General features: G+C 69.7%; 15 protein-coding genes. 9 read left to right on the forward strand and 6 right to left on the reverse strand.

Annotation, left to right across the window (positions count from 1 at the left end; all coding sequences use genetic code 11):
• Positions 1-60 precede the first annotated feature (60 nt).
• Entirely contained in the window at positions 61-753 is a 693-nt protein-coding gene (locus tag ACS5PM_RS16855; protein WP_439388817.1) for a winged helix-turn-helix transcriptional regulator, read from the reverse strand.
• A 116-nt stretch (positions 754-869) separates the two neighbouring features.
• On the opposite strand from ACS5PM_RS16855, the gene ACS5PM_RS16860 reads away from it, so the two are divergent.
• Positions 870-2,291, forward strand: a complete 1,422-nt coding sequence (locus tag ACS5PM_RS16860) for an FAD-binding oxidoreductase (RefSeq protein ID WP_439388818.1) — start codon at positions 870-872, stop codon at positions 2,289-2,291.
• Positions 2,292-2,324: 33 nt separating this feature from the next.
• Here ACS5PM_RS16860 and ACS5PM_RS16865 read toward each other — a convergent pair whose 3' ends face one another.
• A complete protein-coding gene (locus tag ACS5PM_RS16865) occupies positions 2,325-4,709 on the reverse strand; it encodes a DUF6600 domain-containing protein (RefSeq protein WP_439388819.1) in 2,385 nt (794 codons plus the stop codon).
• Positions 4,710-4,804: 95 nt separating this feature from the next.
• Positions 4,805-5,632, reverse strand: a complete 828-nt coding sequence (locus tag ACS5PM_RS16870; protein ID WP_439388820.1) for a class I SAM-dependent methyltransferase — start codon at positions 5,630-5,632, stop codon at positions 4,805-4,807.
• 128 nt (positions 5,633-5,760) lie between these two features.
• On the opposite strand from ACS5PM_RS16870, the gene ACS5PM_RS16875 reads away from it, so the two are divergent.
• The 7 genes from ACS5PM_RS16875 (at position 5,761) to ACS5PM_RS16905 (ending at position 12,220) form a co-directional block, all read left to right on the forward strand.
• Positions 5,761-8,181 (forward strand): bifunctional salicylyl-CoA 5-hydroxylase/oxidoreductase, encoded by a 2,421-nt coding sequence (locus ACS5PM_RS16875; RefSeq protein WP_439388821.1) that lies wholly within the window; start codon positions 5,761-5,763, stop codon positions 8,179-8,181.
• A complete protein-coding gene (locus ACS5PM_RS16880) occupies positions 8,178-8,924 on the forward strand; it encodes an SDR family NAD(P)-dependent oxidoreductase (protein WP_439388822.1) in 747 nt (248 codons plus the stop codon). The genes ACS5PM_RS16875 and ACS5PM_RS16880 overlap by 4 nt, the downstream gene beginning before the upstream one ends.
• Positions 8,925-8,974: 50 nt before the next feature.
• Entirely contained in the window at positions 8,975-9,445 is a 471-nt protein-coding gene (locus ACS5PM_RS16885) for a MarR family winged helix-turn-helix transcriptional regulator (RefSeq protein WP_439389017.1), read from the forward strand.
• A 67-nt stretch (positions 9,446-9,512) separates the two neighbouring features.
• Complete coding sequence (locus ACS5PM_RS16890) at positions 9,513-10,373, forward strand: enoyl-CoA hydratase family protein (protein ID WP_439388823.1); 861 nt, start codon at positions 9,513-9,515, stop codon at positions 10,371-10,373.
• Between the two features lie 10 nt (positions 10,374-10,383).
• A complete protein-coding gene (locus ACS5PM_RS16895) occupies positions 10,384-11,541 on the forward strand; it encodes an acyl-CoA dehydrogenase family protein (protein ID WP_439388824.1) in 1,158 nt (385 codons plus the stop codon).
• A 50-nt stretch (positions 11,542-11,591) separates the two neighbouring features.
• The gene (locus ACS5PM_RS16900; protein WP_439388825.1) at positions 11,592-11,903 is read left to right on the forward strand and encodes a YlcI/YnfO family protein; all 312 of its coding nucleotides are present in this window, start codon (positions 11,592-11,594) and stop codon (positions 11,901-11,903) included.
• Positions 11,900-12,220, forward strand: coding sequence for a type II toxin-antitoxin system RelE/ParE family toxin (locus ACS5PM_RS16905; protein WP_439388826.1), 321 nt, complete (start codon positions 11,900-11,902; stop codon positions 12,218-12,220). The genes ACS5PM_RS16900 and ACS5PM_RS16905 overlap by 4 nt, the downstream gene beginning before the upstream one ends.
• 25 nt (positions 12,221-12,245) lie before the next feature.
• On the opposite strand, the gene ACS5PM_RS16910 is transcribed toward ACS5PM_RS16905, so the two are convergent.
• Complete coding sequence (locus ACS5PM_RS16910; protein WP_439388827.1) at positions 12,246-13,253, reverse strand: LacI family DNA-binding transcriptional regulator; 1,008 nt, start codon at positions 13,251-13,253, stop codon at positions 12,246-12,248.
• Between the two features lie 130 nt (positions 13,254-13,383).
• On the opposite strand from ACS5PM_RS16910, the gene ACS5PM_RS16915 reads away from it, so the two are divergent.
• The gene (locus ACS5PM_RS16915) at positions 13,384-14,781 is read left to right on the forward strand and encodes a GH1 family beta-glucosidase (protein WP_439388828.1); all 1,398 of its coding nucleotides are present in this window, start codon (positions 13,384-13,386) and stop codon (positions 14,779-14,781) included.
• Between the two features lie 123 nt (positions 14,782-14,904).
• On the opposite strand, the gene ACS5PM_RS16920 is transcribed toward ACS5PM_RS16915, so the two are convergent.
• Positions 14,905-17,943 (reverse strand): TonB-dependent receptor, encoded by a 3,039-nt coding sequence (locus ACS5PM_RS16920; protein WP_439388829.1) that lies wholly within the window; start codon positions 17,941-17,943, stop codon positions 14,905-14,907.
• Positions 17,944-18,045: 102 nt separating this feature from the next.
• Positions 18,046-20,544 carry a glycoside hydrolase family 2 protein gene (locus ACS5PM_RS16925; protein WP_439388830.1) on the reverse strand — a complete coding sequence of 833 codons (2,499 nt, stop codon included), beginning with the start codon at positions 20,542-20,544 and terminating at the stop codon, positions 18,046-18,048.
• Positions 20,545-20,552: the final 8 nt, after the last annotated feature.

The raw sequence follows: 20,552 nt of genomic DNA on the forward strand, positions 1-20,552 counted from the left end.
GCCACCACCCCCCACGCTCCGAGCCGCCAGCCCTGTAAGGCAGGCACCCTCGGCGCCGACTCACGCGACGCTTCCGGCCTCGGCCCGCGTGGGCGCGAACAGGCTGGTGCCCAGCCAGCTCCACAGGCGCTCGGCCTCGCGCGGCGGGCCGTCGACCTTGAGATCGCCGGACCGCAGCGCCTGCGCCGGGGTGCTGTCGCCGACCCACACCTCGGTCAACGCACGCAGCGTGCTGTCGACCACCAGGGTCAGCTCGCGGCCCGGGTCCTGCAGGCACAGGTCGGCCCGGCCTGCTTCGAGCACCAGCCACCACAACTGGTCCGCCGGCCGCGTATCACGGAAGCGGAAGTGCACCACCACCGGGTAGCGAGGCAGCTGGTCGAGATGGACGAAGCGCCGCATGTCCCACATCAGCAAGCCGGCGTCCAGCTCTTCGTCGCGAAGCTGGCCGCGCACCCAGCGCGCGCCCCAGTGCCCCAGGCCCATCACCACCGGCCTCAGCGCTTCGCCGGCCTCGGTGAGCTGGTATTCCCAGACCTTGCCGGCGGCCACGCGTTTCACGATGCCGCAGTCCTCGAGGTGGCGCAGCCGCTGCGTCAGCAGGCTGGTGGACATGCGCGGCACGCCGCGGTGCAGGTCGTTGAAGCGCCGGCTGCCGCACAGCAGCTCGCGCACCACGAGCGGCGTCCACCGCTCGCACAGGACCTCGGCGCTGCGCGCGACGGCGCAGTACTGGCCATAGCTTTCGTCCATAGCGCCACCCCCAGGGCAGTCCCTAGGCTGAGGGACCAACGCTTCAGATTCTGGACTGGCCCGGGGGTGGCGTCACGCGCATGCTGCGACCATCGACATACCGATTGGAGTGACTGATGACGATTGAACTCAAGCGCCTGGATGGCAACACCGCGGCGCTGTCCGCCGAAGACCTGCAAGCCTTCAAGGCCGGCTTCAAGGGCGCCGTGCTCGCGCCGGACGACCCAGCTTACGAAGAGACCCGCAAGGTCTGGAACGCGATGATCGACCGCCGGCCCGGCCTCATCGTGCGCTGCACCGGCACGGTCGACGTGGTTCAGGCCGTGCGCCTGGCCCGCGCGCACGGCCTGCTGATGTCGGTTCGCAGTGGCGGGCACAACATCGCCGGCCTCGCGGTGTGCGAGGGCGGACTGATGATCGACCTGTCGCTGATGCGCGGCGTCTTCGTCGACCCGCGCGGCCGCAGCGCCCGCGCGCAGGCCGGCTGCACGCTGGCCGACCTCGACCGCGAGACCCAGGCGCACGGACTGGCGGCGGTGATGGGCTTCGTCTCGGCCACCGGCATTGCCGGGCTCACCGTGGGCGGCGGCTTCGGCTATCTCACCCGCAAGCACGGGTGGACCTGCGACACGCTGCTGGGCCTGGAGGTCGTCACCGCCGAGGGCCACATCGTCCGTGCCTCGGCCGACGAGAACGCCGAGCTCTTCTGGGCCCTGCGCGGGGGCAGCGGCAACTTCGGCATCGTGACCTCGTTCGACTACCGGCTCTTCCCCTGCGGGCCGGAGATCTACGGTGGCGCCCTGGCCTGGCGAGGCGAGGATGCGCGGCAGGTGCTCGACGCCTACCGCGAGTTCAGCGCCGCCGCGCCGCGCGAGCTGACCAGCGTGGCGGTGCTGCGCAGGGCACCCCCGGCGCCCTGGCTGCCGAAGGAGGTGCACGGCCAGTTCATCGCGGCCATCTTCATCTGCCATTCGGGCGACCTCGCCGAGGGCGAGCGGCTGGTGAACACCTTGCGCGGCGTCGGCAAGCCGGTCGCCGACATCGTCACCCGCCGGCCCTACACGCAGATGCAGAGCCTGCTCGACGCGACGCAGCCCAAGGGCCGCCGCTACTACTGGAAGTCGCACTACCTGCCGCGCGTCAGCGCCGAGTTGTCCGACCTGGCGGTGGAGCACCTGGGCAAGCTCGTCTCGCCGCACTCGGCCATCCTGATGTTCCAGATCGGCGGCGCGCTCAACGAGCTGCCGGCCGGCCACTCGCCGGTGGGCAACCGCGACGCGGCCTATGTGCTGAACATCGCCGGATCCTGGGAGAAGCCGGAGGACGACGCGGCCAACATCGCCTGGGCCCGCGCGGCCTTCGAGGCCACGCGAGGCTGCTCGACCGGAGGCACCTACGTCAACTTCCTGACCGAGGACGATGGTGCCGAACGCATCGCGGCCGCCTACGGCCCGGCGACCCTGCATCGGCTGGCGGCCCTCAAGGCCCGCTTCGACCCCGAGGGCCTGTTCAACCACACCAAGCGGGTCAGCGGCTGAGGGCCGCGGCCCGCAGGGGCCACGGCCGTCACGTCACTCGTTGCGCTGGCGCTTGCCGTCGCTGGCGCGTTCGCCGGCCTGCTCGGCTCGCTGTTCCCGCTCGGCCTTCCTCGCGGCGCGGGCGGCCTGGCGCTCCTCGGCCGTGGCGGGCGGCGCGGTCGGCGTTGCGCCTGGCGTGGCTGCGGGCGCCGGCTCGCGACGGGGCCGTTCGGCCGCGGCAGGGCGCGGCGGGCGGGATTCCTGCGCAGTGCTGTCGCGCGGCGGAGCCGACTCCTGCGGCGTGCCGGTGTCGCGTTGCGCTCGGCGCTCTGCAGCGGGGGGCCGGTTCGGGCGGGTTTCTTCCGCACTGGCGCCGCCTTCCGTGGCAGGCGGTCGGCGCTCCGCGCGCGGTGGGCGGGTGGCCGGCGCGGACGCGCCCTCCGGCCTTTCTCGGGCCGCGCCAGGGGCCTTCGGCGCCCGCGGTTCTGCGGCAGAGGCCGCGCCTTCGGCGGGGGCCGGGCGGCGATCCGCGCGCGGCGGCCGTGTGCCCGGTGCGCTGGCGGCAGCCGGGGTCTCGCCAGCGGCGTCCGATGCGCCGCGGCGTCCCGGCTTCGTGCCGCGGCCACGCGGGGCGGACGCGCCTTGCGCGCCTTCGCCCGCCGCAGCGGCGGCACCCGGTTCGCGCTCTTCCTGCGTGCGACGTCCCTGTCCGGGCTCCGAGGCGCGCCGGCGCGGTTCGGAGGCTGCACCGTCGTTGTCACGGGCGGTCGCGCCGGGCCGCGACTCGTTCGCTGCCTGACCGGTCCTCGGGCCCGACGCCGCCCGGGCGAGCGGCTTGGGCGCCGGCGCCTTGTCGGCGGTCACGACCTTCACCTGCGGTGCTTGGGTGCTGCCGGCGGCCGGCTCCGCGCCGGCGGCAGTCGTCGTGGCGGCGCCGCGCGCGGCCCGCACCTCCTTGCGCTGGTCGTCGTTCAGCGGCTTGCCGGGTTGCGCGTCGAGCCGGGCCTTCACGACGGCGAAGGCAGGCTTCGGCGGCGGTGGCGGCGTGCGCGCCACGACGGTCCTCGTGAACGCCTGTGCCGGCGGCTTGCCGCTGGCCTTCGCCAGGCCGCCGTGGATGCTCCGCTCGGTCGGCGCGACGGGGGCCACGGCCATGACCTCGCGGCCCTCGATCACCGTCTTCGGCACCTTGACGACCACCTTGGAGACCGACTGCGATTCGACGAAGGCGTTGCGCGGCACCGCCACCACCGCGCCGGGCACGCGCCGGTTCACGTAGGTAATGTTGGTGACCTTGTTGATGTAGACGTTGTTGATCACCGTCTTGTTGACCACCGTGTTGCTGATGTTGACCCGCTCGAAGTAGCGCGGGCTCACCTGGTAGGCGGGCCGGTAGACCTCGCGCGGGCCCAGCGGGAACCACGCCACGCCGGCGCCCACGCCGCCGGTGGAGATGCTGAGCGAGAAGTTCGGGCCGCCGACGAAGGCGACGAGGGCCGGCGCGTAGTAGGCGCGCTCTCGCACCGGGCCCGGGATCCAGCCCCAGCGCCCGCGGATGTGCGCCCAGCGGCCATAGTGCGAGACCGCGAAGCCCCAGCGGGCGTCGTCCACCCAGGTCCAGCCCCAGGGGTCGACCCATGTCCAGTGGCCATGGCGATAGGGCGCCCAGTCCGCCGCCACGCTGCGGGGGTACCAGACGTTGCCGTAACTCACGTCCACCGACCAGCTGCCGTCGTCGTCGAGGTCCTCGTAGCCGATGACGTCGGGCGACACGTAGCGGGCCGAGACGGACTGCACGACACGCTGCTCGCGCGTGCCCGCCCAGGCGTCGAAGTCGTCGGGCGGCGCCGCGTTCGAGAAAGTTTCGTCCGGCTGCGCGTCGCCGATGAAGCGCTGCACCTGCCCGGGTTGCACCCAGTAGGCGACGCCCTCGCCGCTCACCTCGCCTTGGCCTTCGCGCATCGCGATGGTGGTGGCGCGGCCGTCGGGATCCACGTCGATCCGGTAGGCGCCGGGTTCGCGCAGGAGGAAGGCCAGGTGCGGGGTGTCGACCTCCACGGTCTGGCCTTGCTCGACCCGGCGCACGCGCACCTGCAGGCGGCCCTCGGTGAGCTGGAGCTGGACGATGTCGTCGTCCAGGTTGAGCAGCGACACGGCGGTCGCATCGCCGGCGCGCACCGTGGTGCCACCCAGCTGGAGCTCGGCCCTCGAGCCGTTCTCGACCCAGAGGCGGTCACCGGTGGTCATGGGCCGGTTGATCGCGGCCTGGTCCCAATCATCCTCGCCCGCCGGGGCGAAGCTGACATTGCCGCTGAGGTAGGCCAGCCGCGCGGCCCGGCCCGGTGGATCGGCCTGCGCCTGCAGCGCAAACAAGGCCAGCACCAGGCCGGCCACGGTGGCCAGCCAGCGCCGGCTCCGCGAAAAGGCGTTGTTGTTCATGTGCCCTCCGGACACGCACCCGGCCCTGCGACGCAGCGCGGCGGGTCACGACCGGAACACCGGCAAACGCCGTTCCTGTGGGGTTCGCAAGAACCTCAGCCGGGCTTGCGGGCGAGGATGTTGAACGCCAGCACCTGGTGCAGGTCTTCACCGGACGTTACTCGCCGGCCCCGGGCGTCCTCGAAGACTTCGGGCCCGGGCGCGAAGCCCGCCTCGTCCAGGTCGGCCAGTTGCCGGGGCAGCGTGACGTAGTGCGTCAGCACCCGCCATTCGCCGCCGAAGAAGGGCGCCAGGGCCCAGCCATCGCCTTGCTGCGCCAGCGGCACCACGCGCCGGTAGTCGCGCCAGCGTCGGGGGACGGGCGCGAAGGACTGCGCCCGCTGCACGCCGTAGCGCAGCCAGCCCAGCGCTCGGCTGGGCCGGCGCGGAGCGAAGGGTCGCCAAGGCCGGTAGCGGTAGGCCGGGCCCTCCAGGTTCAGGGTCGAGAACCAGAACGTGCCCCCCGGCTCCAGCACGCGCCAGGCCTCGGCCAGCACCCGCGCGCGGTCTTCGCGGCTGACCAGGTCGATGCCGCTGTAGCTGAAGACGACGAGGTCGAAGCGGCCCGGCGGAAAGTCCTGCAGGTCGCGTGCGTCGCCCAGCCGCAGGTCGGCGAAGGGATGGCGCTCGCGCGCGGCCTGCACCATTTCCTGCAGGTAGTCGATGCCGACGTAGTCGTCGCTGAGCGAGCGCAAGAGGGTGACCGTGCGGCCCGGGCCGACGCCGATGTCGAGGATCGAGCGGCCGCGCATGTCGTCGGCCAGGCGCCAGTAGGCGGCGCGTTCGCCCTCGTCGGTGAAGCCTTGCTGGCGCGCCAGCCCGTCGATGGCCCAGGGATGGCCGAACCACTCACGGTTGAAGCGATCCTGTTCGCTCAGGCTCATTTTTCTTGACCCTCCAGTCGCGGCGCGACGTCCCTCCGCGAGGAGGGAGCAAGCACTGTACTCCTGCCCCGGTCAAACTGGTTGACACTTGAATGTTTCACAATTAAAGTAATTTCAGAGGTGAATCCATGAAGATCGTCTGCATCGGCGGCGGCCCGGCCGGCCTGTACTTCGCGCTTCTGATGAAGCAGCAGAACCCGGCCCACGACATCACCGTCGTCGAGCGCAACCGCCCCTACGACACCTTCGGCTGGGGCGTCGTGTTCTCCGACCAGACGATGGAGCACATGCGCCAGTGGGATCGCGCCACTGCCGACCAGATCGAGCAGGCGTTCAACCACTGGGACGACATCGAGCTGCACATCAAGGGCAGGGTGATCCGCTCGGGCGGCCACGGCTTCGTCGGCATCGGCCGCAAGAAGCTGCTCAACATCCTGCAGGCGCGCTGCGAGCAGCTGGGCGTGAAGCTGGTCTTCGAGACCGAGGCCGAGTCCGACGCCGACTACCCGGAGGCCGACCTGGTCATCGCCAGCGACGGCATCAACTCCAGGGTGCGTACCCAGCACGCGGCCGTCTTCAAGCCCGACATCGTCACGCGGCCCAATCGCTTCATCTGGCTCGGCACCAAGCGCCTGTACGACGCCTTCACCTTCCTGTTCGAGAAGACCGAACACGGCTGGTTCCAGGCGCACATCTACAAGTTCGACGAGACCACCTCGACCTTCATCGTCGAGTGTCCTGAGCACGTGTGGCTCGCGCACGGCCTGGACAAGGCCTCGGCCGACGATTCGGTGGCCTTCTGCGAGAAGCTCTTCGCCGCCAACCTGCAGGGCGAGAAGCTGATGACCAACGCCCGCCACCTGCGCGGCTCGGCGTGGCTGAACTTCCAGCGCATCACCTGCCAGCAGTGGTCGATGTTCAACGGCCGCAGCCACGTGGTGCTGATGGGCGATGCGGTGCACACCGCGCACTTCGCCATCGGCTCGGGCACCAAGCTCGCGCTGGAGGATGCGATCGAGCTGACCAGGCAGTTCCGCGACCACGGCAACCACACCGAGGTCGGCGCCGAAGAGATCGCCGACGTGCTGCGCAACTACCAGGCCGAGCGCCGGGTCGACGTGCTGAAGCTGCAGAACGCCGCCTGGAACGCGATGGAGTGGTTCGAGAACTGCGGCGAGCGCTATTGCGACCAGCTCGAGCCCGAGCAGTTCATGTACTCCATGCTCACGCGCAGCCAGCGCATCAGCCACGAGAACCTGCGCCTGCGTGACAAGCAGTGGCTCGAGGGCTACGAGCGCTGGATAGCCGCACGTGCCGGCTTGGCCGAGCCGCCCGATCGCCACGCCGTTCCGCCCATGTTCACACCGTACACGGTGCGCGGCCTGACGCTGAAGAACCGCGTCGTCGTCTCGCCGATGGCGCAGTACTCGGCCGTCGAAGGCATCCCGGGCGACTTCCATCTGGTGCACCTCGGCGCGCGGGCGCTCGGCGGCGCCGGCCTCGTGTTCGCCGAGATGACCTGCGTGAGCCCCGAGGCGCGCATCACGCCGGGCTGCCCGGGCTTGTGGAACGACGAGCAGCGCGACGCGTGGAAGCGCATCGTCGACTTCGTGCACGGCCATTCGGACGCGAAGATCGGCATGCAGCTCGGCCACTCGGGCCCCAAGGGTTCGACCAACGAGCCGTGGGTGGGCGAGGGCGCGGACCGGCCGCTGGCCCAGGGCAACTGGCCCGTCGTGTCGGCCTCGGCGCAGCCTTACGAACCGGGCGTGACGGCCGTGCCATACGCGCTGACTCCGGTCGAGATGGACGAGATCCGCGAGGAGTTCGTCGCTGCCGCGAAACGGGCCGAAGAGGCCGGCTTCGACTGGCTGGAGCTGCACTGCGCGCACGGCTACCTGCTGTCGGCCTTCATCTCGCCGCTGACGAACCATCGCGAGGACGAGTACGGCGGCACGCTGGAAAGGCGCCTGCGCTACCCGCTCGAGGTCTTCGCGGCGGTCCGCGCGGCGTGGCCGCAGCACAAGCCGATGTCGGTTCGCATCTCCGCCCATGACTGGGTCGAAGGCGGCATCACGCCGGACGACGCGGTCGAGATCGCCAGGGCCTTCAAGGCGGCGGGCGCGGACCTCATCGATTGCTCCTCCGGCCAGGTCAGTCCCGAGCAGAAGCCCGTCTACGGCCGGATGTACCAGACGCCCTTCGCCGACCGCGTGCGCAACGAGGCGGGCATCGCCACCATCGCGGTGGGCGCGATCAGCGAGGCCGATCACGTCAACTCCATCATCGCGGCGGGCCGCGCCGACCTGTGCGCCGTCGCGCGGCCCCACCTCGCCAATCCGGCATGGACGCTGCAGGAGGCGGCCAAGATCGGTTACACGGCCATCGACTGGCCCGTGCAGTACCGGTCCGGCAAGTCGCAGATGGAAACCCTGATCCAGCGCGAACGCGCGAGCTTGACGCAGGTGGCCACCAGCGGTTCTTCGGACCGGTCCCCCCCAGCGGGATCGGTCGTTTCCGGGCGGCCCAGCGCCGAGCGAAGCCAATGATCCGCCACGCCTTCATCACCGGTGCCAGCCGTGGCATAGGCGCCGCCGTCGCCCGCGCCCTGGCCGAGGACGGCTGGAGGCTCACGCTGACCGGGCGCGAGGCCCCGACCGCCCTGGCTGCCGAGCTGGATGCCTTCGCGGTCGCGATGGACCAGACGGATGCCGACTCGGTGGGCGCCGCCTTCGTCGCCGCACGCCTCGCCCAGGGCCCCGTGATGGCTCTGGTCAACAACGCGGGCGCCGTGCAGACAGCCCCCTTCGGCAAGACCACGCCCGAGCTCTGGCAACGCATGCTGGACGTGAACCTCAGCGGCCCCTTCCGCTGCTGCCACGCCGCACTGCCCGACATCGTCGCCGCCGGCGCGCACGGCCGCATCGTCAACATCGCCAGCACCGCGGCCCTCAAGGGCTACGCCTACGTCTCGGCCTATGTCGCCGCCAAGCATGGCGTGCTGGGCCTGACGCGCTCGCTTGCCTTGGAGCTGGCCAAGAGCGGCGCCACCGCCAACGCCGTCTGCCCCGGCTACACCGAGACCGACATCGTGCGCGAAGGCATCGCCAACGTGATGTCCAAGACCGGCCGCAGCGAGGCCGAGGCGCGCGCCGGCTTCACCCAGTCCAACCCCCAGGGCCGGCTGGTGCAGCCGGAGGAAGTGGCCTCGGCCGTGCGCTGGCTGTGCTCGGCCGGTGCGGCCTCGGTCAACGGCCAGGCCATCGCCGTCTGCGGAGGGGAGACCACGTGAAGAAAGCCATCGCCGCGGTGATCCCGCTGCTCGACGACGACCAGATCGGCATGGAGGCGCGCGTAGGGGATGCCGATCACCAGGCGCTCAAGGTCTGGCTGCGCCTGCTCGCCTGCACCACGCAGATCGAGAACGAGATCCGCCGCCGCCTGCGCACCCAGTTCGGCATGACGCTGGCGCGCTTCGACTACCTCGCGCAGCTCTACCGGCAGCCCGAGGGCCTGCGGATGAGCGCGCTGTCGCGCTACCTCATGGTCACCGGCGGCAACGTGACCGCGCTGACCGATGACCTCGAGGCCGAGGGCCTGGTGCTGCGCGAGACCGATGCCGGCGACCGCCGGTCCTTCAAGGTCGCGCTGACGCCGGCGGGCCGCAAGGCCTTCGAGAAGGTGGCCCAGATCCACGAGGGCTGGGTGATCGAGCTGCTGGGCGGCCTGGTCCCGGCGCAGAAGCACGAACTGCATGAACTGCTGGGGCGCCTGCGGGTGCACCTGTCACAGTCTCAGGAGAACAACGCATGAGCACGAAGAGCCGCCTCAAGGGCGAATGCCCCCTCGGGGGGACGGCCCGCAGGGCCAAGGGGGCCGCATGACCGATGACACCGACCGTGTCGACCCGTCGCTCGCCGCCGGCAACCGATGCGAGCTGGCCGGCTACCAGGCGCGCCACTTCCAGTGGCAGGCCAGCGAGGGCGTGGCCACGATCACGCTCAACCGCCCCGAGCGCAAGAACCCGCTGACCTTCGATTCGTATGCCGAGTTGCGCGACCTGTTCGCTAGCCTCCGCTTCGCCACGGACGTGCATGTGGTCGTGCTGCAGGGAGCGGGCGACAACTTCTGCTCCGGCGGCGACGTGCACGAGATCATCGGTCCGCTGATCCGCCTGAAGGCGCCCGAGCTGTTGATGTTCACGCGCATGACCGGCGAGTTGGTCAAGACCATGCGCGCCTGCCCGCAGCCCATCGTGGCGGCCATCGACGGCGTGTGCGCCGGCGCCGGCGCCATCCTGGCGATGGCTTCGGATCTTCGCCTCGGCACGGCGCGGTCGAAGACGGCATTCCTCTTCAACCGCGTGGGCCTCGCCGGCTGCGACATGGGCGCCTGCGCGATCCTGCCGCGCCTCATCGGCCAGGGCCGCGCGTCCGAGCTGCTCTACACCGGCCGCGCCCTCGGCGGTGAAGAGGCCGAGCGCTGGGGCTTCTTCAACCGCCTCGTCGCGCCTGAATCGCTGCAGGCCGAGGCCCACTCGCTGGCGGCGCAACTGGCAGCCGGGCCGACCTTCGCCAACGGCATCACCAAGACCATGCTGCACCAGGAGTGGAGCATGACCATCGAGCAGGCGATCGAGGCCGAGGCGCAAGCGCAGGCCCTGTGCATGCTGACCGAGGATTTCGGTCGGGCGTACCGCGCCTTCGTCGCGAAGCAGAAACCCGCCTTCGAAGGTAACTGAGGCAGATGAAATGGACCGTACTGTTTGGCCCTTCTTCGAGCCGCGGCACCGCGAGTTTGGTCTGGCGCTGGATGAATGGGCACAAGCCACCGTGCGCGACGTGCACGGCGACCACGACCTCGACGCGACTTGCCGCCAGCTCGTCAAGCAACTCGGCGACGCCGGCTGGCTGAAGCACGCCGTCGCGGGCCGTGAGTTCGGCGGCGCCGGCGAAACGATAGACACCCGCACCATCTGCCTGGCGCGCGAGACGCTGGCCCGCCACAGCGGCCTGGCCGACTTCGCCTTCGCGATGCAGGGCCTGGGCTCGGGGGCGATCTCGCTGGCGGGCACCGCTCAGCAGAAGGCGCGTTGGTTGCCGAAGGTCGCTTCTGGCGACGCACTGGCGGCCTTTGCGCTGTCCGAGCCCGAGGCCGGTTCCGACGTGGCGGCGATGCAGTGCGCGGCCCGAGTCGAAGGCGACATGGCCATCCTCGACGGCGAGAAGACCTGGATCTCCAACGGTGGCATCGCCGACGTCTACGTCGTCTTCGCCCGTACCGGCGAGGCGCCCGGCGCACGCGGCATCTCGGCCTTCGTGGTCGAAGCCGGCACGCCCGGCTTCGAGGTCGCCGAGCGCATCGACGTGATTGCGCCGCATCCGCTGGCGCGCCTGCGCTTCACGAACTGCCGCGTGCCGCTGTCCCATCGCCTGGGCGCAGCGGGCGAGGGCTTCAAGGTCGCGATGCGCACGCTCGACGTCTTCCGCACCAGCGTGGCCGCGGCCGCGCTCGGCTTCGGCCGCCGCGCGATGGAGGAGGGTCTTGCACGCGCCCGTACGAGGCCGATGTTCGGTGGCGTGCTCGGCGACTTGCAGCTCACGCAGGCCAAGCTGGCCGAAATGGCCACCACGCTCGACGCCGCGGCCCTGCTGGTCTACCGCGCCGCCTGGCAGCGCGACCAGGGCCAGAACGTGACCCGCGAGGCCGCGATGGCCAAGATGTTCGCCACCGAAGGCGCGCAGCAGGTGATCGACGCCGCGGTGCAGCTCTGGGGCGGGCAAGGCGTGAGGAGCGGCGAGACAGTGGAGCGCCTGTACCGCGAGATCCGTTCGCTTCGCATCTACGAAGGCGCGACCGAGGTCCAGCAACTCATCATCGGCAAGGATGTCCTGAAGAACGGGGCGTGAGTCGCGAGCTGCTGTTTGGATCTGTATCTCATTTGCTATACATTGGCTCCATGAGCCGCACCGCCAACCTGCCCCCCATCCGGGTCACGCCCGAAACCAAGTCCAGCGCCGAGGCCGTCCTGCGCAAAGGCGAATCGCTCACGCAGTTCATCGAAAGCGCCGTCTGCCGTGAGGTCGAGTTCCGAGCTGAACAAGGTGCGGCGATCGCCCGGGCCAAGAAGGCATTGCGCGCTGCTGACAAGGGTGTGGGCGTGATGACTGCAGATGACTTTTTGGCCGGAATGCAGCAGCGCGCCGAGGCGGCACAGGGGCGCATCCGCGCGGCGGTGGCGGCCAGGAGCAACAAACGGGCCGCCGGGTGAGCGACCGCTATCGCGTTGTCCCCACGGTCACCTTCCAGGACGACATCGAACGCCTCGAGGAACACATCATCCAGCGTGAGCTGGCCAGCGACACACCGGACGAGACCTGCATCTTCCGGTTCCGAGACGCGATAGAGCGCGCGCTGGGGATCCTCGCCTTTGCGCCGCATACGTGTCGCCGATCCGAGGAGCACAGGGATTTTCGGGAGTTGATCGTCCCCTTCGGTCATGGAGGCTGCGTCGTGCTCTTCGCCATTCGCGACCTTCACGTCGTATTGCTCGCCGCCAGAGACCAGCACGAGCACGACTACCGCTGAAAGTGGTCCGGGATGAACGCTCCGCTCAGCGGGTGCGCCCCGATCGCGAGCTGTCCCGCACCACCAGCTCCACCGGCAGCAGCGTGTCGCAAGGCGCGGTGTCGCCGTCGATCAGGGCCTTGGTGGCCACCTGGCCCAGCATCTCCTTGTCCACGCGGATCGTCGACAGTGAAGGCTTGTTGTGGGAGGCTGCCACGATGTCGTCGTAGCCGATGAAGCGGATGTCCTCGGGCACGCGCAAGCCGGCTTCGAGGCAGACCGCGATGGCGTTGAGGGCGGTTTCGTCGTTGTAGGCGAAGACGACATCCGGCCGCGGCTTCAGGGCCAGCAGGCGGCGCATCGCATCGCGGCCGGCGTCCGTGTACGAAAGCGCGGGGTCCAGCGTCACCTCGTAGTCCGGGTCGGACAGGCGCTTGGCCTCGAACAGCGCGCGGCGGAAGCCCTTGGCCCGCAGCGCGACCGAGTGGTGGATCATCGGGCCGAAGATGGCCGCCGGCCTTTTGGCGCCGCCTTCGAGCAGGTGCCTGGTGGCGAGCCAGGCGCCGTGCAGGTTGTCGTCGTTGATGCAGTGGGCGCCGGCGAAGAAGTGGTCCACCAGCACCAGGGGCAGCTCGCACTGCCGGATCGCGGCCAGCGTGTCGCTGTCGAAGTAGCCTGCGCTCAGCAAGGCATCGGATTCGAAGCGGCGCACCTTGGAGGCGACATCGTCGCCCGGCGCGACGGACATCAGGCTCAACTGCACGCCCGCCTCGCGGCAGGCCGTCTCGGCGCCATGCAGCACGATCGAATAGAACTGGTTGGTCGCCAGTGCTCCGATCACGCGGTTGTAGAGGAACAGGATGCGCTTGGGCTTGCCGGTGTGCAGCTTGCCGGTGTCGTAACCCAGCTCCTGGGCGACGCGCAGCACGTCGGCCCTCGTCTGCTCCGAAAGGCCCGGCTGCCCGCGCAGCGCGCGAGAGACAGTGCCTATGGACACCCCGGCCGCCTTGGCGAGCTCGCGGACCGTGACGTTCCTCTTTTGTTTATCGGCCATGCCTGTGTTGTCGTGGGCGCTGTTCGGAGCGCGGGCCATTCTGGCACCGTGCCCTGGGGCGATTGCTTGACGCTGCGTCGGGCGCTCCCGACAATCCGCTTAGTTTAGTAAACATTTTGGTCGCGCCACCATGCCGCTCACACTGCCCGTCGATCCGCACGCCCTCGCCGCCCTCGCCGAACTCGTGTCGCCCCCGGCCGGCTCGCCGATGCGCCGGCGTGACTTCGTCTTCGGAGTCGGCACCTCGTCGTACCAGATCGAAGGCGCTGCACACGAGGACGGCCGCTTGCCATCGATCTGGGACAGCTTCTGCGCCACGCCGGGCAAGGTGGCGCGGGGCGAGAACGGCGAGGTGGCCTGCGACCACTACCACCGCTGGCCGCAGGACCTGGACCTGCTGGAGTCCCTGGGCGTGGATGCCTACCGCTTCTCCATCGCCTGGCCCCGCGTGATGGACGAGCAGGGCCGGCCGAATTCGCGTGGCATCGACTTCTACAAGCGCCTGCTCGACGGCCTGGCCGAACGCGGGATGCGCGCCTTCGTCACCCTCTACCACTGGGACCTGCCGCAGTGGATGGAGGATCGCGGCGGCTGGCTGAACCGCGAGACGGCCTACCGCTTTGCCGACTATGCGGACCTGATGAGCCGAGAGCTCCGCGGCCGCGTGGCCGCCTGGGCCACGCACAACGAGCCCTGGTGCGCCGCCTACCTGGGCTACGGCAACGGCCACCATGCGCCCGGCCACAACGTGACGCGCTGGGGCACGCAGGCCATGCACCACCTGTTGCTGGGCCACGGCCTGGCGCTGCCCGCGCTGCGGGCCAACGATCCCGCCGCGCAGGTGGGCATCGTGGCCAACGTGGGGCCGGGCTATCCGGACACCGAGACCGAGGAGGACCGCCACGCGGCCGACCTGTACGACGCCTACCAGAATCGCTGGGTGCTCGACCCGCTGCTCAAGGGCGAGTACCCCGCAGCCCTGTGGAAGTTGTGGAAAGGCAGCGAGCCGCTGGTGCTGCCCGGCGACATGGAAACCATCGCGCGCCCCATCGACTACCTCGGCCTGAACTACTACAGCCGCGCCGTCGTCCGCGCCACCGGCGAGGACAGCTTCGAGTGGGTCCACCGCCCCGGGGTCGAGCGCACGACGATGGACTGGGAGGTGCACCCGCAAGGGCTGCAGGACATCCTCGAAGCCTTCAAGCAGCGCTACCCCGACCTGCCGCCCATCCACATCACCGAGAACGGGATGTCGAGCGCGGACCAGGTGCTGGGCGGACAGGTCGAAGACGCGCAGCGGCAGTCCTACCTCAAGCGCCACTTCGCGGCCTGTTCGCGCGCCATGGCCAACGGCGTGGACGTGCGCGGCTACTTCATCTGGTCGTTGATGGACAACTTCGAGTGGGCCTTCGGCTACGAGCGCCGCTTCGGCATCGTGCACGTGGATTTCGGGACCCAGCGGCGCACGCCCAAGCGCAGCGCGCTGGCCTACGCTGCCTTCCTGCGTCAGCGGGCCGCAGCGGGCTGATCAGCGTGAAAAGGCAGTGCGCCGGACGAGGGTCGGGCGCACTGGGAAGTCGACGTCAGGTTCGACATGAGATCCGGGAATCTCGTTCGGGCCGGGCGCGTGGCCCGGCCCGATGGCGTGAGCTCAGAACGAGTAGCGCATCGACACGGTGTAGCTGCGGCCCGAGGTGAAGTAGTTGTGGCCGAACGTGCCGATGTGCTGTTGCATCAGCTGCTTGTACATCGCGTTCGTCAGGTTGCGGCCTTCGAGCGCGAAGGTCAGGTGGTCGTCGAAGCGGTACTGCACGCCGGCGTCCAGCTGGCCATAGCTGTCACCCCACAGCGGCAGGCCGAGCGGCAGCGTGTGGGTGCCGTAGCCGCTGCTGGCGGGGTTGGTGTCCAGGCCGTTCTGCTGGTTGGGGCCGGTGTTGTCAGAGTTCAGCGCCACGCCCTGCAGGTACTTCTCGCGCCATGAATAGGCCATGCGCGCCGAGATCGGCCCCTTGTCGTACAACACCGCGATATTGAAGGAGTTGCGCGACAGGTTGGGCAGCGGAGTGTCTCCGAACGAGCGGCCGTCGGTGTCGCAGCCGTTGATGAACAGGTTCAGGTTGTCCGCCCCGGCTCCGGCCGAGCAGTACGGCGAGTACACCGCGTTGTACCGCTTCATCTTGCTGTCGACGTAGGTGTAGTTCATCTGCACGCCCAGGCCCTGCAGCCAGTCCGGCAGGTTGTCGTAATAGTGCTGGTAGGCGACCTCGATGCCGCGGGCGTAGCCCTTGGCACCGTTGACGGGTGCGGTGATGACGAAGTCGTAGGGCGTTCCATCGTCGGCGCTGACCGTTCGGGTGTAGGTCTGGTCGACGATGATGTCCTTCAGGTCCTTGTTGAAGACCGCGAAGGTGAGCGAGCCCGTCTTGGCGAAGTACCACTCGGCCGTGAGGTCCTCCTGGGTGGAGCGCGTCGGCTTGAGCATCGGGTTGCCGCCGGCCGTGCCGGTGAAGCTGACCGACTTCACCACCGGGTTGTTCGGGTCGGTGTTGTCGATCTCGACGTTCTCCTTCAAGTCGAGGTAGCCCTGCATCTTGCTGAGCTCGGGCCGCGAGATGGCCTTGGCGGCGGCAAGGCGGAACTGCAGGCTGTTCGTCGCCTTCAGCTTCAGGTTCAGGCTCGGCAGCACATCGGTGTAGGCGTTGTCGAACGATTCGGCGGCCGCGAAGCTCGTGAACACCGGCACCGTGACGCCGCCGGCCCCGGAGGGAGGCGTCGCCGCCGTCAGGGTGGTGTAGCCGTTGGCCTGGCTCTTGGTGTGCACCACGCGCACGCCTACGTTGCCTTCCACTGGCATCGGCAACTCGTCGAAGGCGAAGCGCAGCTGGGTGTAGCCGCTGGTCGTCCGCTCGTGCTGGTCGTTGGTGCCTATCGGTCCGCCCAGCGTCGCCGGCGCCCAGGTGTACGGATTGGCGTTCGAGCCCATCCAGCCGCAGTGATCGTCACCGCCCCAGGCCCAGCCGGTGCACAGGGGCTTCACGTGGTCGTGCAGGCTGACGTAGCTGGCCGGGAAGCCGTTGACCACCGAGGCGTCGGGGAAGTACATCCCCGCCACCGAGCCCTGGCCACCCATGAAGTTGGAGAAGGGGTTGTACTGCGTGGCCTCGGAGTAGTTCTTCACCCAGGCCAGGTCCCTCGCGTACCAGCCGCGCTCCCAGGCCTTGGTCACCGCGGCCCAGTTGTAGCTGGGGTTGGAGTTCTGCGTCAGCGCGTCGCGATCGGCGATGCGCACGCCGAAGCGGATGTCCGTCAGGTAGGGGTTGTCCTGGAACTGGTAGCGCACGTCGCCGCGCCAGGCCTTCTGCGTGGCTTCACCCTTGTCCAGGTGCTCCATCGTCGTGGCCCAGTAGTAGTTGTCCCGGTTGTTCAGGAACTCGGTGTCGGACGCGTCGAAGCTGGCCTTGGGGATGGAACCGGTGAGGTCGATCGTCTGCTTGGGCATCAGCACGCCGGTGGCGACATTCGAGTCCAGCGCGTGGGTCCGGGAGGTCACGTACTGGACGTCCGAGGTCAAGGTCCAATCGGGTGCCGGCTTCCAGCGGAAGTTCCACGCCCAGTCTTCGGACTGCGAGGTGCGCGACGAGTAGCGGGTGTTGTTCTCGACCTCGATGCCGTCGGCGTTGCTCTTGAGCGTGCCCTTGACGAGCCGGCCGGCGTCGTCGTAGGTGGCGTCCTCGATGAGGATCGAGTAGGGGTCGACCTCGGCCTTGACCGCCCACTCTCGCATGTCGAACTTGTAGCGCGACTGGAAGTAGGTGAGGGACGACTCCATGTCGCCCTTCTTCCACTGCAGGGCCGCGTAGGCGCCGTCGCGGGTGCGGTCGTACTCCTGGCGCCGCCAGCTCAGGTCGCGCGGGAACCAGTTGCCGGTTGGCGTCGTCACGCCGTTGGCCGTGGTCGTCGTCGGGTAGTAGGGATCGACGGTGATGGTGTCGGTGCGCGAGGTGCCCTCGGAGTGGGCCACGTCGAGCAGCACGCCGAACTTGCCGAACTCGGTGTCCCAGCTGTTCGCGATCAGGGCGGACACCTCGGGCTTGAACTTGCCCTGCAGGTCGGCGTAGGTGCCCGACAGCGAGACCGCGCCCTTGAAGCCCGGGTAGTCGAAGGGCAGGGCGGTGCGCAGGTCCACCAGGCCGGCGATCGCCCCCTCGGTCTGCTCGGCCGAGGGGTTCTTGTAGACGTCCACGCGCGACATCAGCTCAGGCGGCACATCCTCGAAGCCCAGGCCGCGGCCGTTGTTGGCGCTGAAGGTCTCGCGCCCGTTGAGCTGGGCGCTGACGTAGGTCAGGCCCCGGATGATCACGCCCGAGCCCTCGACCGAGTAGTGCACGGGGTCGTTGCGCGCTGCCGTGCGGTCCATGGTGACGCCGACCACGCGCTGCAGCACCTCGGTGACCGAGCGGTCCGGCAGCTTGCCGATGTCCTCGGCGACGATGGAGTCGACGATCTCCTCCGCCTCCTGCTTGATCTTCTGCGCCGATTGCAGCGCCGCCCGCTGGCCGGTGACGACGACGGTCTCGACCTTGTCGGCCGGCTTGCCCGTGTCGGTCGCCTGGGCCAGGGCATGGCCCGCCCACATCATGGCGACCTGGGCCGCCGCCAGGGACAGGGTCGTCCTGCGTAGAACCTTCATCTTTGTCTCCTCTCTCTCGGGGGGAATGAGCGCCGTCGTTGCGGCGCCTTGTGCTCTGGGTTCGCTCGGGATGGATCTGTGGCTGGTCCTGTCGCCCTCCTGTCAGCGGGCCAGGTCGACGACACGGCCGGCGTGGTCCAGGGCCACGACGTGAACGGCCGCCAGGGGCCCGCCCTCGATCGCCACCAGCCGCGGCTCGCCGGGCACGAGGTCGATGAAGTTGTCGAGGAAGCGCGCGCCGTCGGCGTGCAGCCACAGGCCCTTGACCGGGAGATCGGCCACCACTCGCAGGCCCGCGTCCGTCGCCTGGACGTCGATCCGCGCGCCGCCGTGGCGGTGGAACTTGAACGGTTCGGCCCAGGCGCAGTCGCGGGCGATCTCGGCGCCGCCGTCCGCGTCGATGGCACGCAGTTCCGCCATCACCGGCTCGGCCAGCGCGGGCAGGGCGTGCAGGGTTTCGAAGGTGACCGAGGCCGGCGCGATGCAGTCGATGCTGGTGTCGAGGATGCTGCGTCCGCTCAACGAGAACACCCGCAGCTGCAGCTTGATGGCGCGCGGTTCGGCGGCGCTGTTCATCACGGCGAGTCGCACGCCGGCGGCCTCCAGGCGCGCAGCGACGGCCACCGTGGCCAGCGCTCGCCGGATGGTGTGCCAGGCCGGCTTCACCGTGCCCGAAGAGTCGATCAGCGCCCAGCTGGTGACAGGCCAGCAGTCGTTGAGCTGCCACACCAGCGCACCGCCGACGGCGCGCGCGCCCGGGCGCTGCCAACGCCGCCGGAAGTCCTGGTAGGCGAAGCGCATCGCCTCGGCCTGCACGAACTGCGTGGCATACACCTGCTCGGCCAGGGTGGGGCCCACGCGCAGGTTGTCGGCCAGGTAGACGGCGAGGCGGCGGTGGCCATCCGGCTGGCTGCCGCCGGCCTTGTTGTGCCACATGGCCGTGCGGCTCTCGGGGAAGCGCTCGTCGGCCGGCAGCACCGATTCGAGCACGCCGAGCGAGGCGTGCGACTGCATGCCGAACTCGCTGACGAAGCGCGCCTGCACCTCGCCATAGCGCTGGTAGGGCAGCATCTGCTGGTGCCAGACCTCCCAGCTGTGGCGGTCGCCCACGCTGGCGTCTGACGAGCCGGTGATGCCGGTGGGGTTGGGCGAGTAGGGGCTGCCGGGCCAGTAGGTGCGGTCCGGGTCGAGCTCGGCGCAGACCTCGGGCAGCAGCTTCTCGTAGATCGCCCGCGCATCGAATCGGTCGAGTTGCGCGTGCGGGCCGTAGGCGCCTATGGATTCCGCGACCGCATAGTCCTCGTTGTTGCCGCACCAGAGGGCGAGGCTGGCGTGATGGCGCAGGCGCTTGATGGCGGCGCGCGCCTCGTCGCGCACGCTGGCGCGGAAGGCGTCGTGGGCGGGGTACATGCCACAGGCGAACATGAAGTCCTGCCAGACCAGCAGGCCGAGTTCGTCGCAGGCCTCGTAGAAGGCATCGTCCTCGTAGATGCCGCCGCCCCACACCCGCAGCATCGTCATGTTGGCCTCGGCCGCCTGCGCGACGCGCTCGCGGTAGCGCTCGGGGGTGATGCGCTCGAGCAGGCTGTCGTCGGGGATCCAGTTCGCGCCGCCGGCGAAGAAGGGCTGGCCGTTGACCTCGAAGAAGAAGCTCTTGCCGCCCTCGCCCTGAACCGGCTCCTGCACCAGGCGCAGCGTGCGCAGGCCGATGCGACGGCGATCCTCGGCGAGCGTGCCGGCCGCGCCGGTGACGCGGGTCACGAGTGTGTACAGCGGCTGTTCGCCCATGCCGCGCGGCCACCACAGCTGAGCATCGGCTACCGACAGCGTCGCACCGTCGGCCTCGGCGGCGTGTGTGGCGCGGGCCACGCTGCGGCCTTGCGGATCCAGCAGCTCCAGCTCGACGCGCAAACCGGCCGTGTCGCCGGCGAGGGCCGTCCGCACTCGCACGGTGGCGGTTCGTGCTGCCACGTCGACCCGCGGGCGGCATGGCACATCGTCGATGCGCACCTGCCACGAATGACGACGAACCGCTTTCCACGGGCCGCAGGTCAGCAGCTCGGGGCCCCAATCCCAGCCGAAGTGGTACTGCGCCTTGCGCGCATACAGCCGCGCGCTGTCGCCGTTCCACAGCTGGCGCCGGCCCAGCGCCGCCTCCTGCTCGCGGGCGCGCGCCAGCGGCGGGTCGAAGCGCAGCATCAGCTCGTTGCGGCCGCGGCGCAGGCGCTTGCGAACGTCCACGCGCTGCGGCACGAACATGTTGTCCGAGCTGAACAGCGGCAGGCCGTTGAGCCACACGCTGCAATAGGTGTCCAGCCCTTCGAAGACGAGGTCTTCGTGCGGCGCCAGCTGGTCCACGTCGAAGTGCAGCCGCCAGGCCCAGGCGCGCTCGCCGACCCAGCGCACCTCGGTTTCGTTGGTGCCGAAGAAGGGGTCGGGGATGCGGCCTGCGGCCAGCAGGGCGCCGTGGGCGCTGCCCGGCACGGCAGCTGCCGTCCACGCCGCCTCGGGCAGGGCACTCAGCGTGGCGTGGTCGGCGCCGCTGGGCGCTTCGGCCAGCTGCCAGCCGTGGTGGAGATCCGTCAGGGTGTCTTGGGTCATGGATGGAT

The sequence above is a fragment of the Ideonella flava genome (genome assembly GCF_051857595.1).
Taxonomy (GTDB): Bacteria; Pseudomonadota; Gammaproteobacteria; order Burkholderiales; family Burkholderiaceae_C; genus Ideonella.

What these genes read in the sequence shown, in the direction of transcription:
- ACS5PM_RS16910 (WP_439388827.1), bottom strand. Translation starts at nt 13,253, where the DNA reads ATGGCCGATAAACAAAAGAGGAACGTCACGGTCCGCGAGCTCGCCAAG.
- ACS5PM_RS16895 (WP_439388824.1), top strand. Translation starts at nt 10,384, where the DNA reads ATGGACCGTACTGTTTGGCCCTTCTTCGAGCCGCGGCACCGCGAGTTT.
- ACS5PM_RS16925 (WP_439388830.1), bottom strand. Translation starts at nt 20,544, where the DNA reads ATGACCCAAGACACCCTGACGGATCTCCACCACGGCTGGCAGCTGGCC.
- ACS5PM_RS16915 (WP_439388828.1), top strand. Translation starts at nt 13,384, where the DNA reads ATGCCGCTCACACTGCCCGTCGATCCGCACGCCCTCGCCGCCCTCGCC.
- ACS5PM_RS16870 (WP_439388820.1), bottom strand. Translation starts at nt 5,632, where the DNA reads ATGAGCCTGAGCGAACAGGATCGCTTCAACCGTGAGTGGTTCGGCCAT.
- ACS5PM_RS16880 (WP_439388822.1), top strand. Translation starts at nt 8,178, where the DNA reads ATGATCCGCCACGCCTTCATCACCGGTGCCAGCCGTGGCATAGGCGCC.
- ACS5PM_RS16865 (WP_439388819.1), bottom strand. Translation starts at nt 4,709, where the DNA reads ATGAACAACAACGCCTTTTCGCGGAGCCGGCGCTGGCTGGCCACCGTG.
- ACS5PM_RS16900 (WP_439388825.1), top strand. Translation starts at nt 11,592, where the DNA reads ATGAGCCGCACCGCCAACCTGCCCCCCATCCGGGTCACGCCCGAAACC.
- ACS5PM_RS16855 (WP_439388817.1), bottom strand. Translation starts at nt 753, where the DNA reads ATGGACGAAAGCTATGGCCAGTACTGCGCCGTCGCGCGCAGCGCCGAG.
- ACS5PM_RS16920 (WP_439388829.1), bottom strand. Translation starts at nt 17,943, where the DNA reads ATGAAGGTTCTACGCAGGACGACCCTGTCCCTGGCGGCGGCCCAGGTC.
- ACS5PM_RS16885 (WP_439389017.1), top strand. Translation starts at nt 8,975, where the DNA reads ATGGAGGCGCGCGTAGGGGATGCCGATCACCAGGCGCTCAAGGTCTGG.
- ACS5PM_RS16890 (WP_439388823.1), top strand. Translation starts at nt 9,513, where the DNA reads ATGACCGATGACACCGACCGTGTCGACCCGTCGCTCGCCGCCGGCAAC.
- ACS5PM_RS16860 (WP_439388818.1), top strand. Translation starts at nt 870, where the DNA reads ATGACGATTGAACTCAAGCGCCTGGATGGCAACACCGCGGCGCTGTCC.
- ACS5PM_RS16875 (WP_439388821.1), top strand. Translation starts at nt 5,761, where the DNA reads ATGAAGATCGTCTGCATCGGCGGCGGCCCGGCCGGCCTGTACTTCGCG.